Annotated in this window: 21 protein-coding genes and 1 pseudogene; 11 read left to right on the forward strand and 11 right to left on the reverse strand. The window is 65.5% G+C overall.

What is annotated here, in order from left to right; all coding sequences use genetic code 11:
- Nucleotides 1-5: 5 nt before the first annotated feature.
- Nucleotides 6-1,223 carry an extensin-like domain-containing protein gene (locus tag HU230_RS22530; RefSeq protein WP_176529797.1) on the reverse strand — a complete coding sequence of 406 codons (1,218 nt, stop codon included), beginning with the start codon at nt 1,221-1,223 and terminating at the stop codon, nt 6-8.
- Nucleotides 1,224-1,410: 187 nt separating this feature from the next.
- Between HU230_RS22530 and HU230_RS22535 the strand changes: the two genes are divergently transcribed.
- Entirely contained in the window at nt 1,411-1,827 is a 417-nt protein-coding gene (locus HU230_RS22535) for a hypothetical protein (RefSeq protein WP_210284194.1), read from the forward strand.
- Nucleotides 1,828-1,965: 138 nt separating this feature from the next.
- On the opposite strand, the gene HU230_RS22540 is transcribed toward HU230_RS22535, so the two are convergent.
- Nucleotides 1,966-2,826 (reverse strand): DUF2147 domain-containing protein, encoded by an 861-nt coding sequence (locus HU230_RS22540; protein WP_176529796.1) that lies wholly within the window; start codon nt 2,824-2,826, stop codon nt 1,966-1,968.
- Between the two features lie 183 nt (nt 2,827-3,009).
- On the opposite strand from HU230_RS22540, the gene HU230_RS22545 reads away from it, so the two are divergent.
- From HU230_RS22545 to HU230_RS22565, 5 genes are all read left to right on the forward strand, one after another.
- On the forward strand, nt 3,010-3,759 hold the full coding sequence (locus HU230_RS22545) for a DUF2147 domain-containing protein (protein ID WP_176529795.1): 750 nt from the start codon (nt 3,010-3,012) through the stop codon (nt 3,757-3,759).
- Nucleotides 3,760-3,913: 154 nt separating this feature from the next.
- A complete protein-coding gene (locus tag HU230_RS22550; protein WP_176529794.1) occupies nt 3,914-5,023 on the forward strand; it encodes an AraC family transcriptional regulator in 1,110 nt (369 codons plus the stop codon).
- A gap of 144 nt (nt 5,024-5,167) precedes the next feature.
- On the forward strand, nt 5,168-5,782 hold the full coding sequence (locus HU230_RS22555; protein ID WP_176529793.1) for an inner membrane-spanning protein YciB: 615 nt from the start codon (nt 5,168-5,170) through the stop codon (nt 5,780-5,782).
- Nucleotides 5,783-5,937: 155 nt separating this feature from the next.
- Nucleotides 5,938-6,264 carry a hypothetical protein gene (locus HU230_RS22560; RefSeq protein ID WP_224943460.1) on the forward strand — a complete coding sequence of 109 codons (327 nt, stop codon included), beginning with the start codon at nt 5,938-5,940 and terminating at the stop codon, nt 6,262-6,264.
- Between the two features lie 70 nt (nt 6,265-6,334).
- Nucleotides 6,335-8,005 (forward strand): FecR domain-containing protein, encoded by a 1,671-nt coding sequence (locus tag HU230_RS22565; protein WP_338077295.1) that lies wholly within the window; start codon nt 6,335-6,337, stop codon nt 8,003-8,005.
- Nucleotides 8,006-8,128: 123 nt separating this feature from the next.
- On the opposite strand, the gene HU230_RS22570 is transcribed toward HU230_RS22565, so the two are convergent.
- The 3 genes from HU230_RS22570 to HU230_RS22580 all read right to left on the reverse strand — a co-directional run bounded on the left by HU230_RS22570 (nt 8,129) and on the right by HU230_RS22580 (nt 9,866).
- Complete coding sequence (locus HU230_RS22570; RefSeq protein ID WP_176529791.1) at nt 8,129-8,956, reverse strand: class I SAM-dependent methyltransferase; 828 nt, start codon at nt 8,954-8,956, stop codon at nt 8,129-8,131.
- 114 nt (nt 8,957-9,070) lie between these two features.
- The gene (locus tag HU230_RS22575) at nt 9,071-9,481 is read right to left on the reverse strand and encodes a hypothetical protein (RefSeq protein WP_176529790.1); all 411 of its coding nucleotides are present in this window, start codon (nt 9,479-9,481) and stop codon (nt 9,071-9,073) included.
- A 79-nt stretch (nt 9,482-9,560) separates the two neighbouring features.
- Nucleotides 9,561-9,866 (reverse strand): nickel-binding protein, encoded by a 306-nt coding sequence (locus tag HU230_RS22580; RefSeq protein ID WP_176529789.1) that lies wholly within the window; start codon nt 9,864-9,866, stop codon nt 9,561-9,563.
- Between the two features lie 156 nt (nt 9,867-10,022).
- On the opposite strand from HU230_RS22580, the gene HU230_RS22585 reads away from it, so the two are divergent.
- Nucleotides 10,023-11,828: a winged helix-turn-helix domain-containing protein gene (locus tag HU230_RS22585; protein ID WP_176529788.1), complete on the forward strand. Its 1,806-nt coding sequence runs from the start codon at nt 10,023-10,025 to the stop codon at nt 11,826-11,828.
- Here HU230_RS22585 and HU230_RS22590 read toward each other — a convergent pair whose 3' ends face one another.
- Both HU230_RS22590 and asd read right to left on the reverse strand, forming a co-directional pair.
- Entirely contained in the window at nt 11,829-12,644 is an 816-nt protein-coding gene (locus tag HU230_RS22590; protein ID WP_176529787.1) for an NUDIX hydrolase, read from the reverse strand.
- A 196-nt stretch (nt 12,645-12,840) separates the two neighbouring features.
- Entirely contained in the window at nt 12,841-13,707 is an 867-nt protein-coding gene (gene asd, locus HU230_RS22595) for an archaetidylserine decarboxylase (RefSeq protein WP_176534913.1), read from the reverse strand.
- 34 nt (nt 13,708-13,741) lie between these two features.
- Between asd and HU230_RS22600 the strand changes: the two genes are divergently transcribed.
- Nucleotides 13,742-15,406: an aminotransferase class III-fold pyridoxal phosphate-dependent enzyme gene (locus tag HU230_RS22600; protein WP_176529786.1), complete on the forward strand. Its 1,665-nt coding sequence runs from the start codon at nt 13,742-13,744 to the stop codon at nt 15,404-15,406.
- A 285-nt stretch (nt 15,407-15,691) separates the two neighbouring features.
- Here the strand turns inward: HU230_RS22600 and HU230_RS22605 are convergent, their stop codons facing one another.
- The 3 genes from HU230_RS22605 to HU230_RS22615 all read right to left on the reverse strand — a co-directional run bounded on the left by HU230_RS22605 (nt 15,692) and on the right by HU230_RS22615 (nt 18,329).
- A complete protein-coding gene (locus HU230_RS22605) occupies nt 15,692-16,309 on the reverse strand; it encodes a hypothetical protein (RefSeq protein WP_176529785.1) in 618 nt (205 codons plus the stop codon).
- Between the two features lie 239 nt (nt 16,310-16,548).
- A complete protein-coding gene (locus HU230_RS22610) occupies nt 16,549-17,238 on the reverse strand; it encodes a class I SAM-dependent methyltransferase (RefSeq protein WP_176529784.1) in 690 nt (229 codons plus the stop codon).
- Nucleotides 17,239-17,273: 35 nt separating this feature from the next.
- Complete coding sequence (locus tag HU230_RS22615) at nt 17,274-18,329, reverse strand: glycosyltransferase family 4 protein (RefSeq protein WP_176529783.1); 1,056 nt, start codon at nt 18,327-18,329, stop codon at nt 17,274-17,276.
- A 138-nt stretch (nt 18,330-18,467) separates the two neighbouring features.
- Here HU230_RS22615 and HU230_RS22620 point away from each other — a divergent pair, with 138 nt between their 5' ends.
- Nucleotides 18,468-19,853, forward strand: coding sequence for a TAXI family TRAP transporter solute-binding subunit (locus HU230_RS22620; protein ID WP_176529782.1), 1,386 nt, complete (start codon nt 18,468-18,470; stop codon nt 19,851-19,853).
- Between the two features lie 80 nt (nt 19,854-19,933).
- Nucleotides 19,934-20,715 (forward strand): annotated as a pseudogene (locus HU230_RS22625) (sulfite exporter TauE/SafE family protein).
- A gap of 25 nt (nt 20,716-20,740) precedes the next feature.
- Here HU230_RS22625 and HU230_RS22630 read toward each other — a convergent pair.
- Nucleotides 20,741-21,961, reverse strand: coding sequence for an acyltransferase family protein (locus tag HU230_RS22630; protein ID WP_210284193.1), 1,221 nt, complete (start codon nt 21,959-21,961; stop codon nt 20,741-20,743).
- A gap of 249 nt (nt 21,962-22,210) precedes the next feature.
- Between HU230_RS22630 and HU230_RS22635 the strand changes: the two genes are divergently transcribed.
- Complete coding sequence (locus HU230_RS22635) at nt 22,211-22,900, forward strand: L,D-transpeptidase (protein WP_176529781.1); 690 nt, start codon at nt 22,211-22,213, stop codon at nt 22,898-22,900.
- Nucleotides 22,901-22,959: the final 59 nt, after the last annotated feature.

Here is a 22,959-nt window from a genome sequence, read left to right on the forward strand (position 1 = left end):
CGTCCCTATTCGTCGGCGAATTCGTCTTCTTCGTTGACCCCCGCCTTACCCCGCGGAGTCGGTTTTCTGCCGCCAAGCGATCCTGTGACATAAGGTTCGCGCGCTGCATAGGGGCTACGGCCGCCGGCGTGCGCCGCGACCTCTTCGCCGGAGACGGCAGCGGGCTGGCAGATCAGGCGCCGGCTAGCCCGGCGCATCAGATCCACATGGATGTGGTCGTAGTGATAGACGTTGGAACCCGGCGCCAGCACCGTGGTGAATTGCTGGCAGGCAGCGGCCTGGACATCGCGCAGGAAGCCCTGCTCCTCCGGCAGACCCTTCCAGCCATCCTTCACCGAGATGCGTCGGCCGTCAGAGAGCGTGAAGGCCGCGATATCGAGCGCATTGCCAAAGGCGTGCTCGGAAATATGTGCGTGCGAATTGCCGTTCATGCCGCGGCACGAATAGGCCGAGATCTGCTTGATCTCGATGACGCGCGCGCCGAACCAGCGCTGCGCCGCCGGCTGCACGGAATCGGCGAGCCAGCGCTCCAGCACCGAGACGATCGGGCACGCCAGCGTTGCCGCAGGCTTCACTGCGACCGGGCCGACCGTCATCACCGGATTGCCGCCCGACGGGCCGAGCCGTGGCGGCGGTGGCGCGCCTGGCGATTGCTGCGAATACGGCGCAGGTGAATAAGGCGCGGTCGCGCCCTCGCGCTCCGGATTACTGCGCAGACCCGGATAATAAGGTCGCTCGCCGCTGGCATCGGGCGAGCCGTCCGGCGGCAGGTCGATCTCGCCCTGCTGCGGCGGGACGCCGGGCGCCGACAGCGACACCGGTCCGTTGGGCTGGCTGCCATAGTTCGGCTGGCCGACGGCCTGTTCGGAGTACGGCGCCTGCGCGGGCGGCGGGCCCGGCTGACGATTGATCGGCCAACGCGGCTGGTTGCCGACCGACGCCAGCGGACGCAGGCTGTCGTCGGCAAATCCGTAAGCCGAACTGGCTTCGCCGAGCGCGGCGACCTTGAGCGGAAACTCGGCGCCGCAGACGCCGGGGCCGGAAATCGGATCGATGCGGACGAGGTCCGGGCCTTCCTTGACCGCGCCTGATTTCAGGCAAGCGGCCTCGGCCTCGGCCCGCCACGGTTCGCGCTCGGCAGTCTGAAACAGACCGCGGCCGCAACCAGCAAGCGACACAAGGACAAGGGAGCCGACGAGATACAAACGAACTCCACGCGTCATGGCGCGGAGGTTCTGCGAATTTGATTAAAGACTCTTCAACGCATTTCGACTGTTTGATTTCAGGCGTCTTTAACCAAGCGGCGGAACCCGGCAGGGCAATTCGCGCGACCGCATCGATCTCGTTGGGTCATCAACTGTGGCGAATGCTTCGCATCACGTCGCAGCGGAGCGAGGCCACCGCATTGTTGTGATCGAGAAGAAGGGATCGAGGTTCAACATCCTGCGGCGTCGTCATTCACCTTTCGATTGTGTTTCAAAGCACCACAATCTTTCTGAGACCTGGCAGACGGTATCCGGGACCGGCAGCCTGACCGCAACCCGCAACGCCGCGGAATTTATTTGCGGGTGCTTCAACGTCTTGATTCGCCGCCTGTTTGAGCCACGCATCGCAATGCGGCATCACAGGGGAACACCGAGCTTGGCAGTAAGGCTGACTTTTTCGGCCAGGAACCTCTTGCTAGCTTTTTGCGTTAATGCGGGCAGCGTTGTGAGCCAAGGGAGCTTCCCAATGGATTTCGCGAGTCCTCTGCTGAGCAAGCTGAGCATTGTGGCCGCGTACATCGCGTTCGCCTTCGTCGGCGCCATCATTCTCGGCGTGTTCTAAAGCATTCGACCAGGCCATGAGTTCAGCGCCCGGCGGCCGCCCCCGCCGGGCGCTTTGCTTTTTGCGATAGCTTATTCCGTCACCCTGAGGAGCGCGCATCGCGCGCGTCTCATCCGGTTACAAATTGGACAGCTGCGCTCAGGAGCGCGGCTCGCCCCGGAGCTGCCCCTGTGTGATCACGCGCTGCCGTGCGTGCGAGACGCGGACCCAGTCGGCGCCGGTGCAGTAGACGCGGCCGAGCGCGCAGGACGAGACCCGCAGCTTGTCAGCGCCCTTCAATTCGATCGTGCCGTAACGGATGTTGCCGCTCTCCTGGCTGTAGACGCCGCCATTCCAGCGCCCACCGTTCTTCGGCTTCATGTTGATCAGCACCGCTTCACCGAGATCGCGCGTGGTCCTGTCGAGCGCATAGCCGCACAACGCCGTGCCGCAGAGGCGGATGCGCACCAAATTGTTGGCTTCGGTCTGCCAGTCGCCGATCGGACCGTCGTCCGGTTCGTCGGCCTCGCGCGAGACGCGCGTCACCGGCGGCGCCGGACGCGCAGGCGTTTTGGCCGGCGGCGGAGGCGGAGCTGCGACGACCGGCGCTGGCTGGAGCGTCATCACGCGCGGCGGCGACAGTGCTGGCGGTGGCGGTGGCGGTGGCGGTGGCGGTGGCGGTGGCGGCGCAGCCGCGGGCGCAACCGGAACGGGCTTGTCAACAATGACCGGCCGCAGCGCGGGAGGCGCTGCCGGCTCGGGCGCGGGCAGCGCGCTCGCGGCCGGCGTGGCCGGAATCGCTGCCGTATTCGCTGGCGTGGGCACCGGCTTCAGCGTGCGGCCGTTGTCACCGCCGTCGTTGCGCCTGGAGTCGCCCGAGACCGAGACGCAGGACAACGAGCGGCAGCGCGTCGAATCCAGATGGACGCGGTGGCCGCCAATCGAGAACGAGATGCCCTCACCGGCATGGGCGAACGGCGTGATCAGCATCAGCGCGACGAGCAGGCAGAAGCGCTTCATCGAAGCCTCCAAAACATCCGACGACGCTAGGGGCGGCCTGCTCGCGGCGCAGTGATCTCCGTCACCGTGGCGAGCCATTCGGCTCAGCCCGGCAACGTGATGCGCATCACAGAAGCGGGAGCCGATGGCGCGTAGCTTCCGGACCAATCGATGCCTCCCCGCTCAACGCCATGGAGACTTAAGATGAAGAAGCTCGTTGCGATCGCCGCGCTGCTGATGGCCACCACATCAGCGCATGCCGGCGGCACCGGCATCACCTTCCAGATCGACGGCCAGCGCATCCATGTCGAGGCGCCGCGCAATTGCAGCGCGCTGTCCTGCATCCGCATCTCGGCGCCGGGCTATAACGGCACGATCGGCGGCATCAGCAAGAATCTCGGCTCGAAGTCCGACGATGACGACGATGTCACCACGACGAGCTCGCCGTCACCCGCGCCCGCACCTGCGCCGATTCAGGCCGCCGCGCCGCAGCCGGCCGCGCCGGCCGCTGCCGCGGTCCCGCCGCCCCCTGCGCCACCGGCAACGGTTGCGACCACGGCCCCCGCGCCGGTTGACGCCGCGCCCGCTACGCCTGCACCGGCCCCGGTCGCCGCGCAGCCCACGCCGCAGCCGCAAGCCGCTCCGATTGCCGCAGCACCAGCGGCGGCGCCAACCGGACCGATCGGCGTCTGGGCCACCGAGGAGAACAAGGGCAACGTCCGCGTCGAAGCCTGCGGCGCCAATCTGTGCGGCTATTCGGTGAAGAGCAACGAACGCATCCTGATCAACATGAAACCCGACGGCAGCAAGTGGAGCGGCCGCATCCACGATCCCGACTCCGGCCGCAACTACGACTCGACGATCGCGATGAAGGGCCCGAATGCGATGCGCGTGCAGGGCTGCGCCTTCGGCGGCATGTTCTGCGGCGGCCAGACCTGGAAGCGGGTCAGCTAGAACGCCAACCCAGCAGAATCTGATGTCCGCTGCCGCGCAAACGGCGAGCGGACATCGGGTTTTCTGCCAGTCCGACGATCGCTTCATGTCGATCGCCGGACGCGCTATAAGTGTCGCCGTGTCGAGGTTGAATCGAACCTGCAGGCGGCTTGCGATGGCGATGACGGCTCTTGAGTTCGGATTCCGGGGCGCGGTGGTCGCGCTGTTCCTGGTGGTTTGCGCGGTGCTGCTGCTGCGTTATGCGGCAGTGCACCGGGCCGCGCATCTCGGTGCCGCCATGGGCGTGGCCGGCGCGGCCTACGCGATTTCGACCGCACCGTTCTTCCCCGCAGCGTCATTCGGCTGGAGCTCTCCGTTCATCGCCTTCGCGATGGGCTCGCCGGTGATCTTCTGGCTGTGGGCGCGCGCGATGTTCGACGAGCGGTTTACCCTGCGGCCCTGGCACGCGGCGGTGTGGACGCTGCTCGCCGGCCTTGGTGTTGTGAGCCACAATTGCTGGACGATCTGGCCCGATCTCGCCGGGCCGTGCGGCCGCGCCCTGGCGCTGGCGACGATCGCCTTCGCCGTGCTCGGGATCGCGCAAATTCCGAGGGGATGGCGTACCGCCGTGACGACGGCACGCGGCCGGATCCTGATCGCGCTGCTGATCGGCATCGGCCTTCAGATGATGTTCGCCGCCGCGGCCGGGCTCGCCGCGATCCCGACCCGGTCGATCAGCCTCAGCGCCGCGCTGGCGCTTGGCGCATTCGCGCTGATCGCGATCTGGATGATGCTGTTCGATCCGCCCGAGAGCCAGCCGGCGGTTGCCGGCGCCGGCGGCAGAACGGGCCAGGCAGCACCGGTCGCGCGTTCGCTCGCCAATGCCGGTCCGCCTGCCTCCAGCCAGGCCGCGCTCAATCACCTCAAGCACCTGATGGCGACCGAGCGGACCTATCGGCAGGAGGGGCTAACCATCGGCGTCTTGGCGGTCAAGCTCGGCATGCCGGAATATCGGCTGCGGACGCTGATCAATGACGGGCTCGGCCACCGCAACTTCAACGCCTTCCTCAACCGCTATCGGCTCGACGAAGCCAAGGCGGCGCTCGCCGACGCCGGCCAGGCCGAGGTGCCGGTGCTGACGATTGCGCTGGATGCCGGGTTCCAGTCGCTGGCGCCGTTCAACCGCGCCTTCAAGGCGGACACCGGGCTGACGCCGACCGAGTTTCGGCGCCGGGCGACGGCCGCGCAAACCACGGACGCTGCGGAAATCGCTCGGTCGAGGTGAGAATTCACTCCTCGATTTCAGAAATCGATAGGCTTGCGGCCCCACAATCTGCCTAGCTGTGCCGACACGGGCGCGGATCGCGCCAAGGCGCGACATGACAATGTGACCTGGCAACGTGATCTGGCAAGCGGAGTTCGACGGCCGATGAAGCACTTTTTCACCGCGGCAAAGCTGCTGGCCCTCGACCTGGCATCGACCCTTGTCTTTCTTGTTCTGTTCCTGCTGACCCACAACACCGCGCTCTCGGTCGGTATCGGCATCGCGTTCGGCGTCACGCAGATCGGCATCCAGATCGTGCGCCGGAGGCGGATCGACACGATGGAATGGCTCAGCCTGTTCCTGGTGGTCACCGCCGGCACCGCGACTTTGCTCACGAATGACCCGCGCTTCGTGCTGTTCAAGCCGAGCGTGATCTACGCAATCGTCGGCGTCGTGATGCTGAAGCGAGGCTGGCTCAACCGCTATCTGCCCGAGATCGCGCAGACGGTCGTGCCGGACGTCGCCGTCACGGTCGGCTACGCCTGGGCAGCCCTGATGTTCACCTCCGCCGCCGTTAACGCCTTCGTCGCGCTGACCTGCGAGATCACGACATGGGCTGTGGTGATGCCGATCTTCGGCATCGTGAGCAAGCTCGTGGTGTTCCTCGGCGGTTTTGCCGCCCTTCGGCTCACCGCCAGGCGTCGCATCCGCGCCATGCCCGAGGCCCAGCGCGAGGCCGTGCTCGCGCTCGAGGGGGCTCCGGCGGCGGCGACACCGTAGGCGCTGACGTTACCCGTCGGCGTGTGGTTAACGAAACAAACCGGCGTGCGACGAAACCATTTTGCCGTGCGCACGAAGAATTACCGAAACCAAGCCTCCCTAGTGATGGCCTCCACGACGCGCTGCATCGGCGCGTTCACCACAAGGGGGACATGATGGCTTTCACCGCCTCGACGCTTCGTCACGGCAAACTGCTGGCGGCAACCGCGTTCACGCTCGGTCTGTTGACCTCGGCGTCCTATGTCTATACCGACGAGCAGCAGCAGATGTGCACCGGCGACGCGATGCGGCTGTGCAGCTCGGAAATCCCCGATGTCGATCGCGTCACCGCCTGCATGGTCCGGCAGCGCGCGCTGCTCAGCGACGGCTGCAAGGCGGTGTTCCACTACGTGCCCCCCGCAACCGCCGCGCAGCCTGCAAGCTATGCGCCCGCGGCCAGGCCGGCGAAGCCACTCAACATCACGCCTCACAAGCGCGGCTAAGCAAAACCCAACAGCGAGCGAACACCGCGCTTCCTTCCAGGAGTGCGGTGCTTGATCGTTCGGGGCCGCCATGACAACGAGGCAGGACCGTTCATTCGGCGTTCAGCCTGACGCGGCTCAATTGCCGATCCCCAATGCCTCCCGGGAATCGATGGTGATGCGCCGCGCCTTCCTTTATGCGCTTCTGCTTGGTGCCGGCGTCACGATCGGTTGGCATGCAACGGCCAATGCCGCGCCGGACCTGATGCAGCTCGCGCAAGCGCAGCCTGCACCGGCGCCTTCGGTTGCCCCGGCGCCGAGTGCGACACCGTCAACGCCAGCGCCTGCCACGCCTGCCCCCGCTCCGGCCGCCGCGTCGCAGGCCACCGCGCCCGAGCCGATCGGCAACGTCGCGACACTGACCGGCACCGCCACCGTCACGCGCAACAACACCACGACGCCGTTGCAGATCCGCGACGATATCTTCGCCAATGACGACGTCGCGACATCCGCGACCTCGTCGCTCGGCATCACCTTCAACGACGGCACCACCTTCAACCTACGGGCCAACGCCAGGATCACGATCGACAATTATGTCTACGAGGACGGCGGCCAGCAGAACAGCGCGCTGTTCAACGTCGCCAAGGGCACGGCGGCGTTCGTCGCCGCCGCCGTCGCCAAGACCGGCGACATGAAGATCTCGACGCCGACCGCAACCCTCGGCATCCGCGGCACCACCGGCCTTGTCGAAGTGCCGGAAGGCGCGACCGCGACCAGCACCAATGTCGGCATCAAGCTCTATCCCGACGCCGACGGGCATGTCGGCCGCATCGAGGTCAACGACCGCGGCGGCGCCTCGCTCGGCGTGCTGACGCGCGGCGCGAGCGGGTTCGCGATTCGTCCAGGCACCGGCGGCGCCCGCTTCGCCGCGGTGCCGCTGACGATCTCGCCGCAACAGATGACGCGTGACCAGGGCTTCGTGCGCGCGGTGCATTCCGCGCAGACACTGGGCCGCCAGGTCGTGAGCGAGCAGCGCGACTTCCGCCGCGCCAATCCCGACTTCCGCAGGGCCAATCCGGCCGCGCCGTATCCGAATCGCGGCCAGCCGGTGCAGCCGAACCCGCAGCGCCAGAACGGCCTGCCGGGCCAGAACCGCAATGCGCCGCAGCAGCCGGGTCAGCAAAACCGTCCTGGTCAGTTGCAGCAGCCCGGCCAGCCGAACCGTCCGGGCCAGCCGCGGCAACCGGGCACGCAACCGGGCACACCTGGCCGGCAGGGCTCGCAGCAGCCGGGCACGCAGCAGCAAGGCGGCGCACAACACGCGCTGCCCGGCCAACCCGGCGGCACGACGCTGCCGCACGCGCCCGGCGTCCAGACGCCAGCCGGACAACGGCCTGCGGGGCAACAGCCCGCGCGCCAAGAGCCCGCGCACCAAGAACCCGCGCGTCAGGGCGGCGCGACACCACCCGGCGGACAACAATCGCCTGCACGTCAAGGCGGCCTGCAACCCGGACGTACGCCGATGCCGGGCGGCGTACGCGAGCCGGGTCAACCGGGTCAGCCGGGTGTGCCGCGACAGGGCGCGGCCCAGCCTGCGCCGCAGGCCCCCAGCCAGGCGCGGCCCGGCATTCAGCAGGCCGCGCCGAGCATCCGCCCCGGCATGCAACGGCCCGCAGTGCAGGCACGCCCCGCCTTCCAGCAACGGCGTGCACCGCCGCCGCGCGCGGCGAGGCCGCAGCCAAAGGACAAGCGGCACAATTGATCGATCGCAGCAATGTCGTGCTCGCTTGAGCGTCTCTGACGAGCTTCTGCGATCCAACGCGCGAGCGTGGCGCCGGCGAGAACGCCGGCGCCACACTCCAACCGACGAATTGCGAACGGCAGGTCAGCCCCGCCTGGTGATCACGGCCTCCAGATATTCGCCGGGGATGACCAGCGTTCCATCCCTGGCGACATTGAACTGGTCCATCAGGCCGAACAGGTCGGCGGCGAGCAGTTGCTGCTTGACGGCATCGATCGCCCCGAAGGCTTTCAGGACCGGGCCGTAATAGGTGCGGAAGATCTCGAGGAAATGCTCGCGCGACCTGTAACGGAAATTGAAGTGCCGGCGTTTGGCATCGACCGTAGCCTGAGGCCCGAACAGGGCACTGAGATGGGCTTCAGTGCCCCATAACGCAGGAGACTTCACGCCCGGCGCCGGCGGCACAAATTTTCCGATGGTCTTGAACACCTGGCCGATGAAACCCTCCGGCGTCCAGCTCGCAAGGCCGATCTTGCCGCCGATCCGGCAGACACGGCGCAATTCGTTTGCCGCCTGCTGCTGGTCGGCGGTGAACATGACGCCGAAGGTCGACAGCACGACGTCGAAGCTTGCGTCGGCAAACGGCAGCTTCTCCGCGTCCGCCTCCTGGAACGTGACCGGCAGCCGCTCCGCGGCCGCACGCTCGCGGCCGCGCTCGAGCAACGCTCCGACGTAATCGGTCGAGACCACGTCGGCAAAACGCCGCGCCGCGGCCAGCGTCGCGTTGCCGTTGCCGGCGGCGACGTCGAGCACCATTTGATTGCTCCGCAGGTCGACTGCCTCGCAGAGCGTTTCGCCGACGATTTGAAGCGTGGTGCCGACGATCGCGTAGTCTCCCGAGCTCCAGGTGGCTTGCTGGCGTGCCTTGACGGCAGCGAGGTCGACGGTGGGCATTTCGGTCTGAACGTTCATGTGTATCTCCTTTTGAAAACGTGTCGTGCGGCTGGCGGCGAAGCCGCTGGCTTCGCCTGAAGTCCGCGAGTTGCGCCAAAAAGGCGTCGTGCAATGACTTCAATGTGCTGCGAGCTAGCTCCGACGGTCGAGAACGACCGGGATGGTGGATGCGGCAACAATGCTCCAATCCGAACGATGTCTGCAGCCGTGCCCGCTGCGCTGAGGCCAAGCCGCCTGCTGCGCTGGCCCTGCACGATGCTCCCGAACGGCAGGCTCCTCGGCTCTCGTGAACACGGGCGACGACAGACCCGCGATCATCAGCCCGAGCAGCGCGCTTCCAATGATCGGCCGAGAGCCGCGGTTGCCGGCGCCCTTCGATCGCCCGCCGCCGAGATCGCGCGACATCAGGCAATTTGCCTGCCGCTCGCGGCGTGCAAGCATCCCTGCGACCGACTGATTGACGATCCGGCGGATGCGCAAAAGCAGAATGGAAAAATGCCTTCGCACCGGATTGTAGAAGGACTCCATGAATGAAATCGACATTATCGTTTCCTTGATCGAAGTGTGATGGCGCCCCGGATAATGGTTGGGCCGGGATGCGCCATGCGACGCCTCGCAGGCGTCATTCGGCTGCAATGGGCGGTTGGATCGGATCGCCACGCACCACCACGGTGGTCGCAACCTTGTAGAATTCCTCACCCGGCATGCCGACGCAGCGCGCATGATCGCGGATCGAGTCACCGTCACGCGCCTCGTAGATGCAGAAAGTGCCAATGCGACCATCTGCCTCATGCACCACGTAGCTGCGGATCCAGCGGACGCGGTCCGGCATCTGCTCGTCGCCGATCCTGGCGGACGCTGCGCCGGCAAGCTCCAGCTCGCTTATGTTTGCCCAGGCGCTCGGACGGCGAATGACATAGAGTTCCATCGAAATCTCCTCAGTTTGCGACTGTCGGACAGCAGGCCACGATGATCTCGGGCCATGATGAGCTATAGGCGCTGTCGATGCCGACTGTCCTTACCGCGGACTGATCATTGTCTGATCTTTGTCTGAACCTTTTCCGGCGACCTCGGACCCATACACATGGCATTCTCATTTGGACTGTTCGAGCTTGATGAAGCTGGACGCGTGCTGCTGTGCGCGCGGCAGGAAGTTGCTTTGCAGCCGCGTGTGTTCGATCTGCTGGTCTACCTTGTCCGCCACCGCGATCGGGTCGTCCCCAAAGACGAGTTGCTCGAGGCCGTCTGGCCGGATGTCACGGTCACCGACAACTCGCTGCAGCGGGCGGTGAGTTCGTTGCGCGCCGCGCTGCGCAAGGGCGGCATGGAGGGCGCGATCCGGAATCTGCCGGGCAAGGGATATCGGTTCTTCGTTGAGTCCGAGGTCAGGCAGCCGGAACGCATTGACCACAAGCAAGTCGATGACGCCGTCGGTCCAATCGGCCTTGCCCGACGCGCAGCGGCCGGGCAATTGTGGCTGCAGGCAGCCACCCTGTTCGCGAGCGCGGATGAAGGCGGCCAGCTCAACGCTGAAGACTTGCACCAATGGGCGCTTGCCCTGCAATGCCTCGGCAGGACCGCGGCCGCGATTCCGATTCTGGTTCGCGCGGTCGCCGCGCGCAGCGAGGCCGGCGACGCTGCCGGAGCAGCGGTCGACGCAATCGCGCTTTCGGGCCTGCATTTCGAGAGCGGTCAGGCCGCGATCGGAAAGGGCTGGCTCGCGCGCGCGGAAGATTGGGCCTCGAGGCTCGACGATCCGCCGACGACGGCCTTGCTGTTATGGATGAAGTCCAAACTGGCTGCCTTCGATGGCGAGCCGGAACAGGCACTCGCGTTGGCCGACGCTGCCTACACCGCCGTCCGATACAAGGATGCGCTCAACATCGAAGCTCTGAGCCTGGCCTATCGCGGCTTCTATCGGCTATGCCTCGGCGACACGCATGGAGGACTGGCCGATCAGGACCATGCCGCCGCGGTTGCACTGTCCAGCACCAATCTGGACCCGATCATGGGCGGCAACCTCTATTGCAACATTCTCTGGGCAGCCCGGATGTTCGGAGATTGGGCGCGGGCCGACCAGTGGACGCGGAGCTACCAGAATTTCTGTTCGAGCAGCGGCATGGAACTGACAGGTTCATGCCAACTGCATCGCTCCGAGGTGCTCGGCATCAGGGGTTCGCTCGACGAAGCGCTGGCTCGCATCCAGGACGCGCTCGCGCGCCTGACCAGCGATGCGCCATGGTCGATGGGCGATGCCAACCGGGTGCTGGGCGATATCCTGGCTGCGATCGGCAATGACGACGCAGCGCTCGAAGCCTACGACAGGGCTTACACGATGGGTTGGTGCCCGGAGCCGGGCCGCGCGATGTTGCTGCTCGCAAGAGGCGAAACGGAAGCCGCCCATGCGAGTCTCGAACGGAGCTTGATCGGCAAGACCTGGTGGACCCTGCAGCGGCGGGGAATCCTGCTCGCGCATCTGGCGCTGGTTGCGGCACACACGCATCGGACCAGTCAGGCGAAGGCATTGATCTGCGAACTTTCCGGAAGTCCTGATCGCTGGCCGATGCCCTCGATCCGCGCGCTCACCAACGAAGCGCAGGCGATCCTGGCGCTCTCCCGGCAGGACCATGAGACAGCAATGCGGCATCTCCACCTCGCCCGCCAGCTATGGTCCAGCATCGAAGGGCGGGTTCAGATCGTGCGGCTCAGGCTGAAGATTTCCAGGCTCCAGCTGGCACACGGGGACGTTCACGGCGCCATGGCGGAAGTTCATGCGGCACAGCTTCTGGCAAATGAACTGGGTTCGCCCAAGCGCGTTGCCGACTGCATTGCCTTGCAGCATGACATTGACGCCTGGCAGCCAACCGCACGACGTCAGATGTGCGGGTGATCAGGCCGCGCGACGCAGCCAGTCGCGCACGCGCTCGATCAGATTCTTGCGCGGGACGGGCCGGACGGCCGTGGCAATGGGTTCGATCTCACCCGCGGGTGACGGCGATGCTTTGGATGCATCAGCCGCCGGCGCCCTCGCAATATGGGACGTCTCCGCCATGACCGCCGCCTCGGCAGGCGCCGGCGCGTCAGCGACGACCGGCGTCTCGGCATCCACGGTCACTTCAGCGACCACGGACGCTTCAGCGACCACGGACGCTTCAGCGATCGCCGGCACCTCTGCGGCGGTCGGAGCTTCAGGGTTTGCAGTCGTATCGACGCCCGGCTCCTCTTCGACGAGCCGCGCGCGCCGTCGCTCGGCAGCCGCAACCCGCAACCGCGCGCGCCGCTCGCACTCGGCGTCCGCCGCGGCCTGCAGCGCGATCGGTCCGACATTTTCCAGGAACGCACGTTCATAGCCGCGCGACAGCCGATCGAGCGCTTCATCGAGCGGCAGCCAGTCGACTGCGCGGATGTCGCTCATCAACGCGCGCACCGGCTTGCCGCCGGCATCCATGCGCCAGTAATGCACCACCTTGGAACGTCCGCCTGAATCATAGACCAGCGTGCCGAGGAATTCATGCACCTCGACGTCGTGACCGGTTTCCTCCAGCACCTCGCGCTCGGCGGCGGCGCGCGGCGTCTCACCATCGTCGAGCTTGCCCTTGGGCAGCACCCACTCATTGCGCTTGCGCAGGCGCACGACGGCGAAGCGCTGCGGGGCGTCCCGCCGCAGCACAATGCCTCCCGCCGCCAGAACAGGCGTCCGCGCCATCTCGTGTCCATCAAGTTTGCGATTTAGGATCGTCGCGCGACGATCCCGGCTATTCTAAAGCATGATCCGGAAAAGTGGAAACCGATTTTCCGGGCAGATCGTGCTCAAAGAATGGCGCGAACGAGACAGCAAGATCAGAGTTCATATTTTGACGCGCTTTCTTCACGCGAACTGGTGCCCACTTCGCTCGAAAGCGCTATGAGGGCTTCCGCAACAACGCCTCGCCGCATTTGATCCGTGCTCCCTCCGCGACATTGTCGCAGAATTCGAGATTGCCGGGCGCGAGCACGATAATCGTCGAGCCGTGTTCGAACCAGCCGAGCTCGTCGCCCTTCTTCACGTGCGCGTCACAGGGGAAATCCACCGGGCCCCTCGACTGCGCATTCAGCGTGACGTCGAGAAAATGCAGGCGGAGGCTCGCCACCAGGATGGCGGCGACCGGAACCAGTGTCAGCGCCTCGCCGGTTGGAAGCTTCGCGCGCAGCACCGCGCGCTCGTTCTTGCAGAACAGCCGCTCGATCCGCTTCAGCGCGATCGGATTGACGTTCCAGACGTCGCCATGAATGAACGTGACCTTATCGATCGCAAGATCGTACGGCGCGTGGAAGCGGTGATACATGCTGGAGGTCAGCCGCAGCGTGACGAAGCGGCCGTTGCTGTGCTGCTCGACCAGCGCGGGATCGCCGACCAGATCGAGCAGCGAATAGGGCGCGCCCTTGACCTGGAACAACTGCCCATCCTCGATCCGCCCATGCGCACCGATGATCGCATCCGACGGGCTCGCGATGATGGCGGGATCGGCCACCGCCGGGCGCAGGCCGGGCTTGAGCTCGCGGGTAAAGCAATCGTGCAAACTCTTGAACTCGGTCTTCTTCGCCTCGGACAGATCGAGGTCGGAGAACAGCTTCCAGCAGGCGATCGAGGCGTCGCGCACCAGGGGGTTCTCGACCTTGGAGAACCAGCCCATGAAGCGGGTGATCGCCGCCCGCGGAATCCGGTTGGTTAGCAGGAAATTGAGATCTTCCTGCTGGGTGAATGCCGAGATCAGGCCCTTGACTGTCATGAATTTGTTAGGTGCCGAGGCTAGCGCTTCTGTCATGGAAACATCCCTTCCGATTCTCTCGCTGTCCGCCGCCGCGCTTGCCGGCGCCGCCGCAGCTTTCCCCAAAATTCAGGCCCGCCTCGCGCTGTCGCGGGCCAAGCACCGCTCGCTGACCGGACATTCCAAGATGTCTAAGATGGTGGCGCGCATGGTGCCGCACTACGAATTCGACATCGACGACTTCTTCCGCTCCGACGGTGCGCCGAAGGATGTCGCGATGCAGCGCCAGGACGGCTTCTTCCGCCTCGCCGGCCTCTACGCGGATCGCTACCCCAAGGGCCGCGCGCTGACCGCCGAGGTGACCGAGCGGATCTCCGACCTGCGGTTCACCGAAACCTACCGCGTGCCGTTCCAATACAGCCGCCTGGTGCGCGAGCATCTCGGCACCTCGGCCTTCGTCGAGGTGTCCAGCGGCGTCACCGTCACCGACCTCGACGGCAATGTGTCCTACGACCTGACCGGCTCCTACGGCGTCAACATCTTCGGCAACGACTTTTACAAGGAGTGCATCGCGGAGGGGGAGAAGCGGGCGCACGCGCTCGGCCCCGTGCTCGGCCCCTACCACCCGATCATTGCCGACAACGTCAAGCGCCTCTGCGAGATCTCGGGCCTCGACGAGGTCTCGTTCCACATGTCCGGCACCGAGGCCGTGATGCAGGCGGTGCGGCTCGCGCGCTACCACACCAAGCGGACCCATCTGGTGCGTTTCGCCGGCGCTTATCACGGCTGGTGGGGCGAGGTGCAGCCCGGCGTCGGCAATCCGGTGTCGCCGCACGAGACCTACACGCTCGCCGACATGTCGGAGAAGACCCTGCACGTGCTGCGCACCCGCAAGGACATCGCCTGCGTGCTGGTCAATCCGCTGCAGGCGCTGCATCCGAACGGCAACGCGCCCGGCGATTCCGCGCTGGTCGATTCGTCGCGCTCCTCGAGATACGACCGCGCCGCCTACACCGAATGGCTGAAGAAACTGCGCGAGGTCTGCACCGAGCGCGGCATCGTGCTGATCTTCGATGAGGTGTTCGTCGGCTTCCGCCTCGCCGCCGGCGGCGCCCAGGAATATTTCGGCGTCAAGGCCGACATGGCGACCTACGGCAAGAGCCTTGCCGGCGGGCTTCCGGTCGGCGTGGTCTGCGGCCGCAAGGATTTGATGCGGCGCTTCCGCGACGACCGGCCGGCCGACATCTGCTTTGCCCGCGGCACCTTCAACTCGCATCCCTATGTGATGACGGCGATGGACGAGTTTTTGAGCCGGCTCGCCAGCCCGAACTTCCGCTCGATCTACAACGGGCTCGACGAGACTTGGAACGGCCGCGCCACGGCGCTCAACGACCGGCTCAAAGCGCAGGACCTGCCGGTTCGGGTCGGCAACATCTCGTCGATCTGGACGGTCTATTACACCGAGCCGTCCCGCTACAACTGGATGCTGCAATACTATCTGCGGGCCGAGGGACTGGCGCTGAGCTGGGTCGGCACCGGCCGGCTGATCTTCAGCCTGAACTACACCGATGCCGACTTCGCCGAGGTCGCCGACCGCTTCGTCGCGGCAGCCGAGAAGATGAAGCGCGACGCCTGGTGGTGGCACCAGAAAGGTCTCACCAACAAGAACATCAAGCGGCAGATCCTGAAAGAGATGGTCGCCGTGAGGTTCGGGCGCTGAGGCGAGCCACTGCTCTCGCGCTCCCTCGCCCCGCCCTTGCGGGGAGAGGGTTGGGGTGAGGGGCCGCATCCACAAAATCGGTAACAGACGGACTTGCGGTGAGCCCCCCTCACCCGGATTGCATCTGGCGATGCAATCCGACCTCTCCCCGCACGCGGGGCGAGGTGAAGAGAGTGCACAGACGAGAAGCTTCAAGACGAGACCTTGTGGTTGCGACGCCCCAAGACGTAGATGCCCGGGACAAGCCCGGGCATGACGCATATCGGAAAGATATTGGAGCAACGATCAGGCGTGCTTGACGTGCTTCTCGAGACCCGGATCGATCAACTCGCCCTTCATCAGGAACAGCGGCGCCTTGTGGTAGAGCTTCAGGTCGTTGAAGGGGTCGGTGACGATCTTGGTCATCCAGACGAGGCCGGTCTCGATGTCGCGGATGAAGAACAGGTGGATGGTTCGGAACAGGAGGCCGCCGATGCCGACCACGAGCCAGACCTTGGCCACCTGACGGGTGAAGTCGCCCATCGTGACCCAGGGCTTGAACAGGCCGAACAGGGTCGGATCGAAGTACAGCACCATCGGCGACAGCGCCCAGATCGCCATCAGCACGACCTTGCGCTGCAGGTTGTAGCCGACCTTGATGTCTTCCTTGTGCTCGTGGGTCGCCTGGTTGACGTGGTCATACCCCTTCGGCTCGAAGAAGAAGTGACCGGCCTGGCGCGAGGTCATCGAGACCAGCCAGCCGACCAACGCCGACACGACCGGATCGAAGAACAGCATCACATAGGCGAACAGGAAGCTCAGCGCGCTGACGAAGTGCAGGCTCTGGTTGATCCGGCTGTGGTGGTAGAAGCGATGGTCATCCCAGCGCTGGGTACGCAGCTCTTGCAGAAAATTCTTGATCATTGGTTCCCCCAACATCTTTCGGGACAGGATTTACAGGGATTCGATGTATCGCGTGTGACATCATCATAATGACATATGACAATGCGGAGCGACGCCTTGACGCAACCGGAGAAGGGTCTTGCCTCATCCCGGCGAGGTCTGCGGGATGAGGCGAAGGAGATCGTAGCCTCCTGGCTGGGGGCGCGCTCTGCGCCACCTCACCCGGAGGACCGGCGGGCTGAGCCGCCTGGTCAACCGCCTCAGGCGGCTTTGGCGACGTCCGCCTTGCGGAAGCGGACCAGCGAGAAGTGGCCGAGCGGCGGGATCAGGCGGCGCTCCGCGAGCTCCATGCCGCGCGCGCCGGCCAGCCACTTGGTGTAGCGCGACCAGGCGAATTCGGCGGTCCGGAACCCGAGCGGGCGCACCACCGGCTGCAGCTTCTGCTCGATGAAGCGGCGGACGCCGGCATCGGCGCTGACGCGGGTCAGGATGATCAGCTCGCCGCCCGGACGCACCACGCGGGCGAACTCGTCGAGCGCGGCTTCCGGGTTCGGCACCGCGGACAGCACGTACTGCGCCATCACCACGTCGAACGAATCGTCGGGGAATTCGAGCTTCTCGGCGTCCATCACCGCGAGGCCCTCGACATTCTTCAGGCCCTGCTCAGATACCCGCTTCTTGGCCTTCTCCAGCATCGCCTCGGAGATATCGGTGCCGAAGATGCGCACATTCTGGCTATAGAGCGGCAGCGAGATGCCGGTGCCGACGCCGACCTCGAGCACACGGCCGCCGATCTTGTTGGTGGCCTGGATCGCAGCCTGCCGGCCCTTGCTGAACACGCCGCCGAACACGAGGTCGTAGATCGGCGCCCAGCGGTCATAGGCCTGCTCGACCGTTTCGCGGTCGAAGTCCATGGAACGGTCGGCGCCCAGCTTGATGATTTCAGCCATAGATTAGGTCTCTCGTCTTTCGTTCGTTTGAACCGTTAATTCGGAACCGCACTGCGGCCGGCGACGCGGCGGGCGGGCCGCGGCGCGCGGCTCGGCTGCAACGTGGCCAGATTGCCGATGAACTGACGCGCACTGTTTTCCCAGGAACGCTCCAACGCAAAATTGCGGCAGTCGGCGCGCGACATGTTCAGCGCGCGCAGGCAGGCGCTGCGCAGATTGTTGTCGATCGCGCCGATCGGATGATCCGCGATGACGTCCTTCGGGCCGGTGACCGGGAACGCCGCGACCGGCGTGCCGCAGGCCAGCGCCTCGAGCTGCACGACGCCGAAGGTGTCGGTCAGGCTCGGGAACACGAAGACGTCGGCGGCGGCGAGGTGCGAGGTCAGATCCTGGCCCTTCTTCTCGCCGAGGAAAATCGCGTCGGGATATTTCTGTTCCAGCGCGGCCCGTTGCGGGCCATCGCCGACCACGACCTTGGAGCCCGGCAGATCAAGCGACAGGAAGGCGTCGAGATTCTTCTCCACTGCGACGCGACCCATGGTCATGAAGATCGGACGCGGCAGGTCGAGCAGCGCCGGTTGATCCGGATTGAAGATTTTGGTGTCGACGCCGCGGGTCCAGAAGCCGAGCTTGCGGAAGCCGCGCTCGGCAAGCTCTGATCGCAGCGAGTCGGTCGCGACCATCGTCATCGATCCGGCCGCGTGGAAGTGGCGCAGCACGGCATAGCCGACGCTGTCGGGAATGCCGGTACGCACTGAAACATATTCCGGGAAGCGCGTTGTATAGGATGTGGTGAAGGCGAGCTTGTTGCGCTGGCAATAGCCGCGCACCGCCCAGCCGATCGGTCCTTCGGTCGCGATGTGGATCGCCTCGGGCGCGGCCTCCTCGATCCGGCGCGCGATCTCGCGGCGGTTCGGCAGCGCCATGCGCAGGCCCGGATAGGTCGGCACGCCGACCGACCGGAAGCCGTCGGGGGTGAGGAACTCGATCTCGGCGCCGAGGGTCGCTGCGCTGCGCGCAAGCGACGTCAGCGTCCGAACCACGCCGTTGACTTGCGGATGCCAGGCATCGGTCGCAACGAGTATGCGCATCGCAGGAGACCCAAATCGTTAATCTTGATTCTGCTCGCACGACGTTCTGACATGGATGTTTCAAACGTATGACGTCATCGAAATGTTAGGTTGTTTTTCACGGCGAACTGCCGGTATTTCGTGTAACATGACAGCCAGATGTCAGAGCAGCAGAGTGAACATCCCGGCACCACGCGCCGCAGGCTCAAACGGCGAAACTCGTCGCTCCTGATCCTGGCGGCCGGCATCTTCGTGTTTGCCGTCGCCGCAGGCCTGCTGTTCTACGGGCTGCGTCCGGTGACGCTGAAGATCGCGGTCGGCCCGACCGGCAGTGACGACGTCAAGCTCATCCAGGCGTTCGCGCAGGCCTTTGCGCGTGACGGCAATTCGGTGCGGCTGAAGCCGGTCACGACACAGGGAGCCGCCGAAAGCATCGCGCTGTTCACCGCGAACAAGGTCGACCTCGCGGTCGTGCGCGGCGATCTCAGTCTGCCCGCGAGCGCCGAGGCGGTTGCGATTCTGCGCAAGAATGTCGTTGTGCTGTGGGCACCGTCGGGCGGGAAAGGCAAGCCGCGGTCTGCGAAGATCAAGAGCATCGACGATCTCCCGGGCCGCAAGGTCGGTGTCATCGGCAGCACCCCGGCCAACGTCACGCTGCTGCGCGTGATCCTGACCGAGTCCGGCATCAACCCCGACAAGGTTGCGATCAGCCAGTTCGCCGTCAACAAGGTCGCCGATCTCGCGCGCGATCCCTCGCTCGACGCCTACATGACCGTCGGGCCGCTCGACAGCAAGATCACGGCGGAAGCGATCGCGGCGACAGCGGCGGCGCGTGGCGAACCGAAATTCCTTCCCGTCGATGTCTCGGAAGCGATCGCGCAGAAGCATCCGCTCTATGAGTCCGAGGAAATCGCCGGCAGCATCTTCTCCTCTTCGCCGGCCCGGCCCGAGGACAAGATCGAGACCGTCGGCGTCAATCACCTCATCATCGCGCAACATGCGCTGCACGAGGCAACCGTCGGCGCACTCGATCGGCAGTTGTTCACGCAGCGGCTTCAGGTCGCGCGCGACCTGCCGGCTGCTGCCAAGATCGAGAAGCCGGACACCGACAAGGATGCCGCGCTGCCGGCGCATCAGGGCGCGGCCGCCTATATCGACGGCACCGAGCGCACCTTTCTCGAAAAATACTCCGACTACATCTGGGGCGGCATCCTGCTGGTCTCCGGCCTCGGCACGGCGGGCGCCTGGCTGCGGCACTACGTGAAACGCGACGAGCGCGAGCGTTACATCACCCATCGCGACGGTCTGCTGACGCTGATCTCGCGGGTGCGCGGCGCCGAGACGCCGGAGGAGCTCGCGGCAATGCAGAGCGAAGCGGACGCGCTGCTGCGTGAGGCGCTCGATTGCTACGACGACGGCGCGATCGAGGACGGCGATCTCTCGGCGATCGGGCTGACACTCGAGCAATTCCATCACGCCGTCTCCGACCGCCGCGCGGTGATCAACGGCGACAGGTCGGGCCTGCCGAGGATACGCGCCGGCTAGCCCGCTCGGGCACACCAATTGCACCGAGAGCAATGTTTGGATTGCGCCTGCATGCGTACGCCCCCATGTTGCGCCACACTATGATCGCATCCCTCATCGCAGACCTGCCCGCGCCGTTCGTGCTCGCGGTCGCACTGGCCGGCGTGTTCCTGATCTCCTTCATGAAGGGCGCGTTCGGCGGCGGCTTTGCCATTGTCGGCATCCCGCTGCTCTCGCTTGCGATGGACCCGATTGCGGCCGGCGCACTGCTTGCGCCATTGTTCATTTTCATGGATCTTACGGCGCTGCGTTTCTGGCGTCCGAGCACCTGGTCGCGCGTCGATCTGGCGATGCTGCTGCCGGCGCTCGTGGTCGGCATCAGCATCGGCTATTTCGTGCTGCGCGATCTCGACCGGCATGCCGTCGAGATCGTGATGGGCCTCGTGACGCTGACGTTCGCCGCGTTGTGGTTCATCGGCGGCGGCGAGATCAAGCCGCGTCCGCGCTCGACGATCAAGGCAACGCTCGCCGGCTCTCCTCCGGCGTCACTACGATGGTCGCGCATTCAGGCGGGCCGCCGCTTGCGATCTATCTGTTGCCGCTCGGCATGTCGAAGGCGCTTTACGCCGGCACCACCAGCCTGTTCTTCACCGTCGGCAATTTGCTGAAGGCCGGTCCGTGGCTGGTGCTCGCCACGCCGTCGCGAAGTCTGTGCATGCTGATGGCGCTTTGCGTGCCGGCCGTGCCGGTCGGCGTCTGGTCCGGTTGGCGGCTGCACGAACGCCTCGACCAGCGGGCGCTGTACCGCGCCTGCTACGCCATTCTCGTCATCACCGCGGCCAAGCTGCTATGGGATGGACTGGCCGGATACATTCACCGCTGAGCGCCGGCGACGCTGTTGTTGCTAGTCAGGAAGATCGCCTGCTCCGGCTGCCGCTGACGCTGACGGCAAGCGGCCCGATCCCGTCGAGCATCTCGACCATATCCTCCGGCTCGAGCCGCTTGCGCGCCACGAACGAGAAATGGCGGCGCAGCTTTAGGACCGGCTTCTCGATCCAGTGCCAGGAGAATGCCGCGAACGCCGTGATCAGCACCAGCGCGACGGCGAACTGGACAATCAGCGACGCGTTCGGCAGCCACACCTTCACCACCTGCTGCACCGGAAAACCGTACAGATAGATCCCGTAGGAATAGTCGCCCCTTGAAAACAGCGGCAGCCGCGGCAGCTTCGAGACACCGAGGAACACGGTGATGTAGACCAGCGCCGGAGCAATGACGGCATTGAGGACGGGCTGGGTGATCCAGGCTGCCGGTCCGAGCAGTGCTGCTCCGAGGCAGAGCACGCAACAGACGGCGAGAATGCGCCCGTCATAGGGAATGCGGTCGCGGTAAAGGTAGATCGCGATCCCGAGCAGGCAGGCAACCGGCAGTTTCGCGCCGCGCCCGAGGAACAGCGCCGTGCTGAAGATCTTGTCATACAGCGAGCCGGCGACGCCCGGAGGCAGTTGCGACGGCGTTGCGGCATGCCCGGTGATCTGCACGGCAAAGCCGATGCCGACCAGGACGACGACGCCGAGCACGATCAGCGCCGGCCTGCGCAGCAGCCCTAAGGTCATGATGACCGCCATCACCGCGTAGCAGCCATATTCGAACGGCACGGTCCACAGCGAACTGTTGACCTCCGGCGCGGGATTGCCGGCGAACACGCCCGGCAGGGTGTAGTTCACCAGGCCGACGACATTCGTGAAATATTTCCAGGTGCCGGCGCTGGTGAAATAGTCCCAGAGCGGCAGCGTGGTGAAGATCGGCCCGAGGATCAGCGCCGACAGCACGATCTCGACCGCTAGCGCCGGAATGATCCGCATTCCGCGATTGATCAGGAATTCCTTCAGGCTGAGCCGCAGCCCGCTTGCGGCGATCAGGAATCCGCTCAATGCGAAGAACATCACGAGGATGGCAAATTGCGGAAACCAGAAGATCCCCGTCGAATCCGAGTCGCCGCGCCCGGTAGCAACATAGGACGTATGCCCCGCGACGACCGAGATCGCAAGCGCAACGCGGAGAAAATCGAACCCGGGACCAAAGCCTTTCTGCTGATCCAGCATGCTCCCGATCGAAGGCGCTGGCATGATTTCCACTCCATTCCAAACCACCGCCTTTGGACAGCAAGCGCCGTGCCAGGAACGATGTCTTGGGATGGGACAGCCCCCGGCAACGCGCCCTTAACCGTGCGACGAAACACCGACGAAACAAATCCCTAACGGCACGAAACCATTTTGGCGATTTCGTGCAAACGTCCTGAAACGCCTCACCTGTACTGGTTCGATCCAACGACGCGCCGGAACTGGCGCGCAGGGCGCAAACAACAGGGGTCGACAATGTTCAATTCCATCAAGCTGAACGCACGTCTCGCTGCCGCCGCCTTCGGTGCGCTGGCGGTTGGCACCGTCGCTTTATCGAACGCCGCCGCGGCCGCTCCGCTGCCGATCTTCCCCTTCATCCTGACGCCGCCGACCGAGGCGGTGCAGCCGCCGGTGCAGTCGATGCCGCAGGCGCAGGACGAAGACCGTTCCGTCGAATTGCCCGCCCGCCTGCGTCGCCAGGTCGTCGCCTATCCGACCCGCGAGGCCCCCGGCACCGTCATCATCGATACCCCGCACACCTATCTCTATCTCGTGCTCGGAGGCGGCCAGGCCATGCGCTACGGCATCGGCGTCGGCCGCGACGGCTTCACCTGGTCGGGCACCCAGACCATCACCAAGAAGGCGGAGTGGCCGGATTGGACCCCGCCGCCGGAAATGATCGCCCGTCAGCCCTATCTGCCGCGCCACATGGCCGGAGGCCCGGGCAACCCGCTCGGCGCCCGCGCCATGTATCTCGGCGGCACCGTATACCGCATCCACGGCACCAACGCGCCGGAGACGATCGGCACCCACGTCTCCTCCGGCTGCCTGCGCCTCACCAATGAGGATGTCACCGACCTCTATTCGCGGGTCAACGTCGGCACCAAGGTGATCGTGCTGCCGATGACCGACCGCCGCGCCGACCTCGGCTCGGCCGTCCGCTAGCCCCGACACATTCAGACATTGACGACGGCTCCGGCATCATGCCGGGGCCGTCGTCGCGT

The sequence above is a fragment of the Bradyrhizobium quebecense genome, assembly GCF_013373795.3.
Lineage (GTDB): Bacteria > Pseudomonadota > Alphaproteobacteria > Rhizobiales > Xanthobacteraceae > Bradyrhizobium > Bradyrhizobium quebecense.

Bases quoted from the DNA above. Each gene is read 5' to 3' on its own strand.
- HU230_RS22530 (WP_176529797.1), bottom strand. From the start codon at position 1,223: ATGACGCGTGGAGTTCGTTTGTATCTCGTCGGCTCCCTTGTCCTTGTG.
- HU230_RS22540 (WP_176529796.1), bottom strand. From the start codon at position 2,826: ATGAAGCGCTTCTGCCTGCTCGTCGCGCTGATGCTGATCACGCCGTTC.
- HU230_RS22545 (WP_176529795.1), top strand. From the start codon at position 3,010: ATGAAGAAGCTCGTTGCGATCGCCGCGCTGCTGATGGCCACCACATCA.
- HU230_RS22550 (WP_176529794.1), top strand. From the start codon at position 3,914: ATGGCGATGACGGCTCTTGAGTTCGGATTCCGGGGCGCGGTGGTCGCG.
- HU230_RS22555 (WP_176529793.1), top strand. From the start codon at position 5,168: ATGAAGCACTTTTTCACCGCGGCAAAGCTGCTGGCCCTCGACCTGGCA.
- HU230_RS22560 (WP_224943460.1), top strand. From the start codon at position 5,938: ATGGCTTTCACCGCCTCGACGCTTCGTCACGGCAAACTGCTGGCGGCA.
- HU230_RS22565 (WP_338077295.1), top strand. From the start codon at position 6,335: ATGACAACGAGGCAGGACCGTTCATTCGGCGTTCAGCCTGACGCGGCT.
- HU230_RS22570 (WP_176529791.1), bottom strand. From the start codon at position 8,956: ATGAACGTTCAGACCGAAATGCCCACCGTCGACCTCGCTGCCGTCAAG.
- HU230_RS22575 (WP_176529790.1), bottom strand. From the start codon at position 9,481: ATGTCGATTTCATTCATGGAGTCCTTCTACAATCCGGTGCGAAGGCAT.
- HU230_RS22580 (WP_176529789.1), bottom strand. From the start codon at position 9,866: ATGGAACTCTATGTCATTCGCCGTCCGAGCGCCTGGGCAAACATAAGC.
- HU230_RS22585 (WP_176529788.1), top strand. From the start codon at position 10,023: ATGGCATTCTCATTTGGACTGTTCGAGCTTGATGAAGCTGGACGCGTG.
- HU230_RS22590 (WP_176529787.1), bottom strand. From the start codon at position 12,644: ATGGCGCGGACGCCTGTTCTGGCGGCGGGAGGCATTGTGCTGCGGCGG.
- asd (WP_176534913.1), bottom strand. From the start codon at position 13,707: ATGACAGTCAAGGGCCTGATCTCGGCATTCACCCAGCAGGAAGATCTC.
- HU230_RS22600 (WP_176529786.1), top strand. From the start codon at position 13,742: ATGGAAACATCCCTTCCGATTCTCTCGCTGTCCGCCGCCGCGCTTGCC.
- HU230_RS22605 (WP_176529785.1), bottom strand. From the start codon at position 16,309: ATGATCAAGAATTTTCTGCAAGAGCTGCGTACCCAGCGCTGGGATGAC.
- HU230_RS22610 (WP_176529784.1), bottom strand. From the start codon at position 17,238: ATGGCTGAAATCATCAAGCTGGGCGCCGACCGTTCCATGGACTTCGAC.
- HU230_RS22615 (WP_176529783.1), bottom strand. From the start codon at position 18,329: ATGCGCATACTCGTTGCGACCGATGCCTGGCATCCGCAAGTCAACGGC.
- HU230_RS22620 (WP_176529782.1), top strand. From the start codon at position 18,468: ATGTCAGAGCAGCAGAGTGAACATCCCGGCACCACGCGCCGCAGGCTC.
- HU230_RS22630 (WP_210284193.1), bottom strand. From the start codon at position 21,961: ATGCCAGCGCCTTCGATCGGGAGCATGCTGGATCAGCAGAAAGGCTTT.
- HU230_RS22635 (WP_176529781.1), top strand. From the start codon at position 22,211: ATGTTCAATTCCATCAAGCTGAACGCACGTCTCGCTGCCGCCGCCTTC.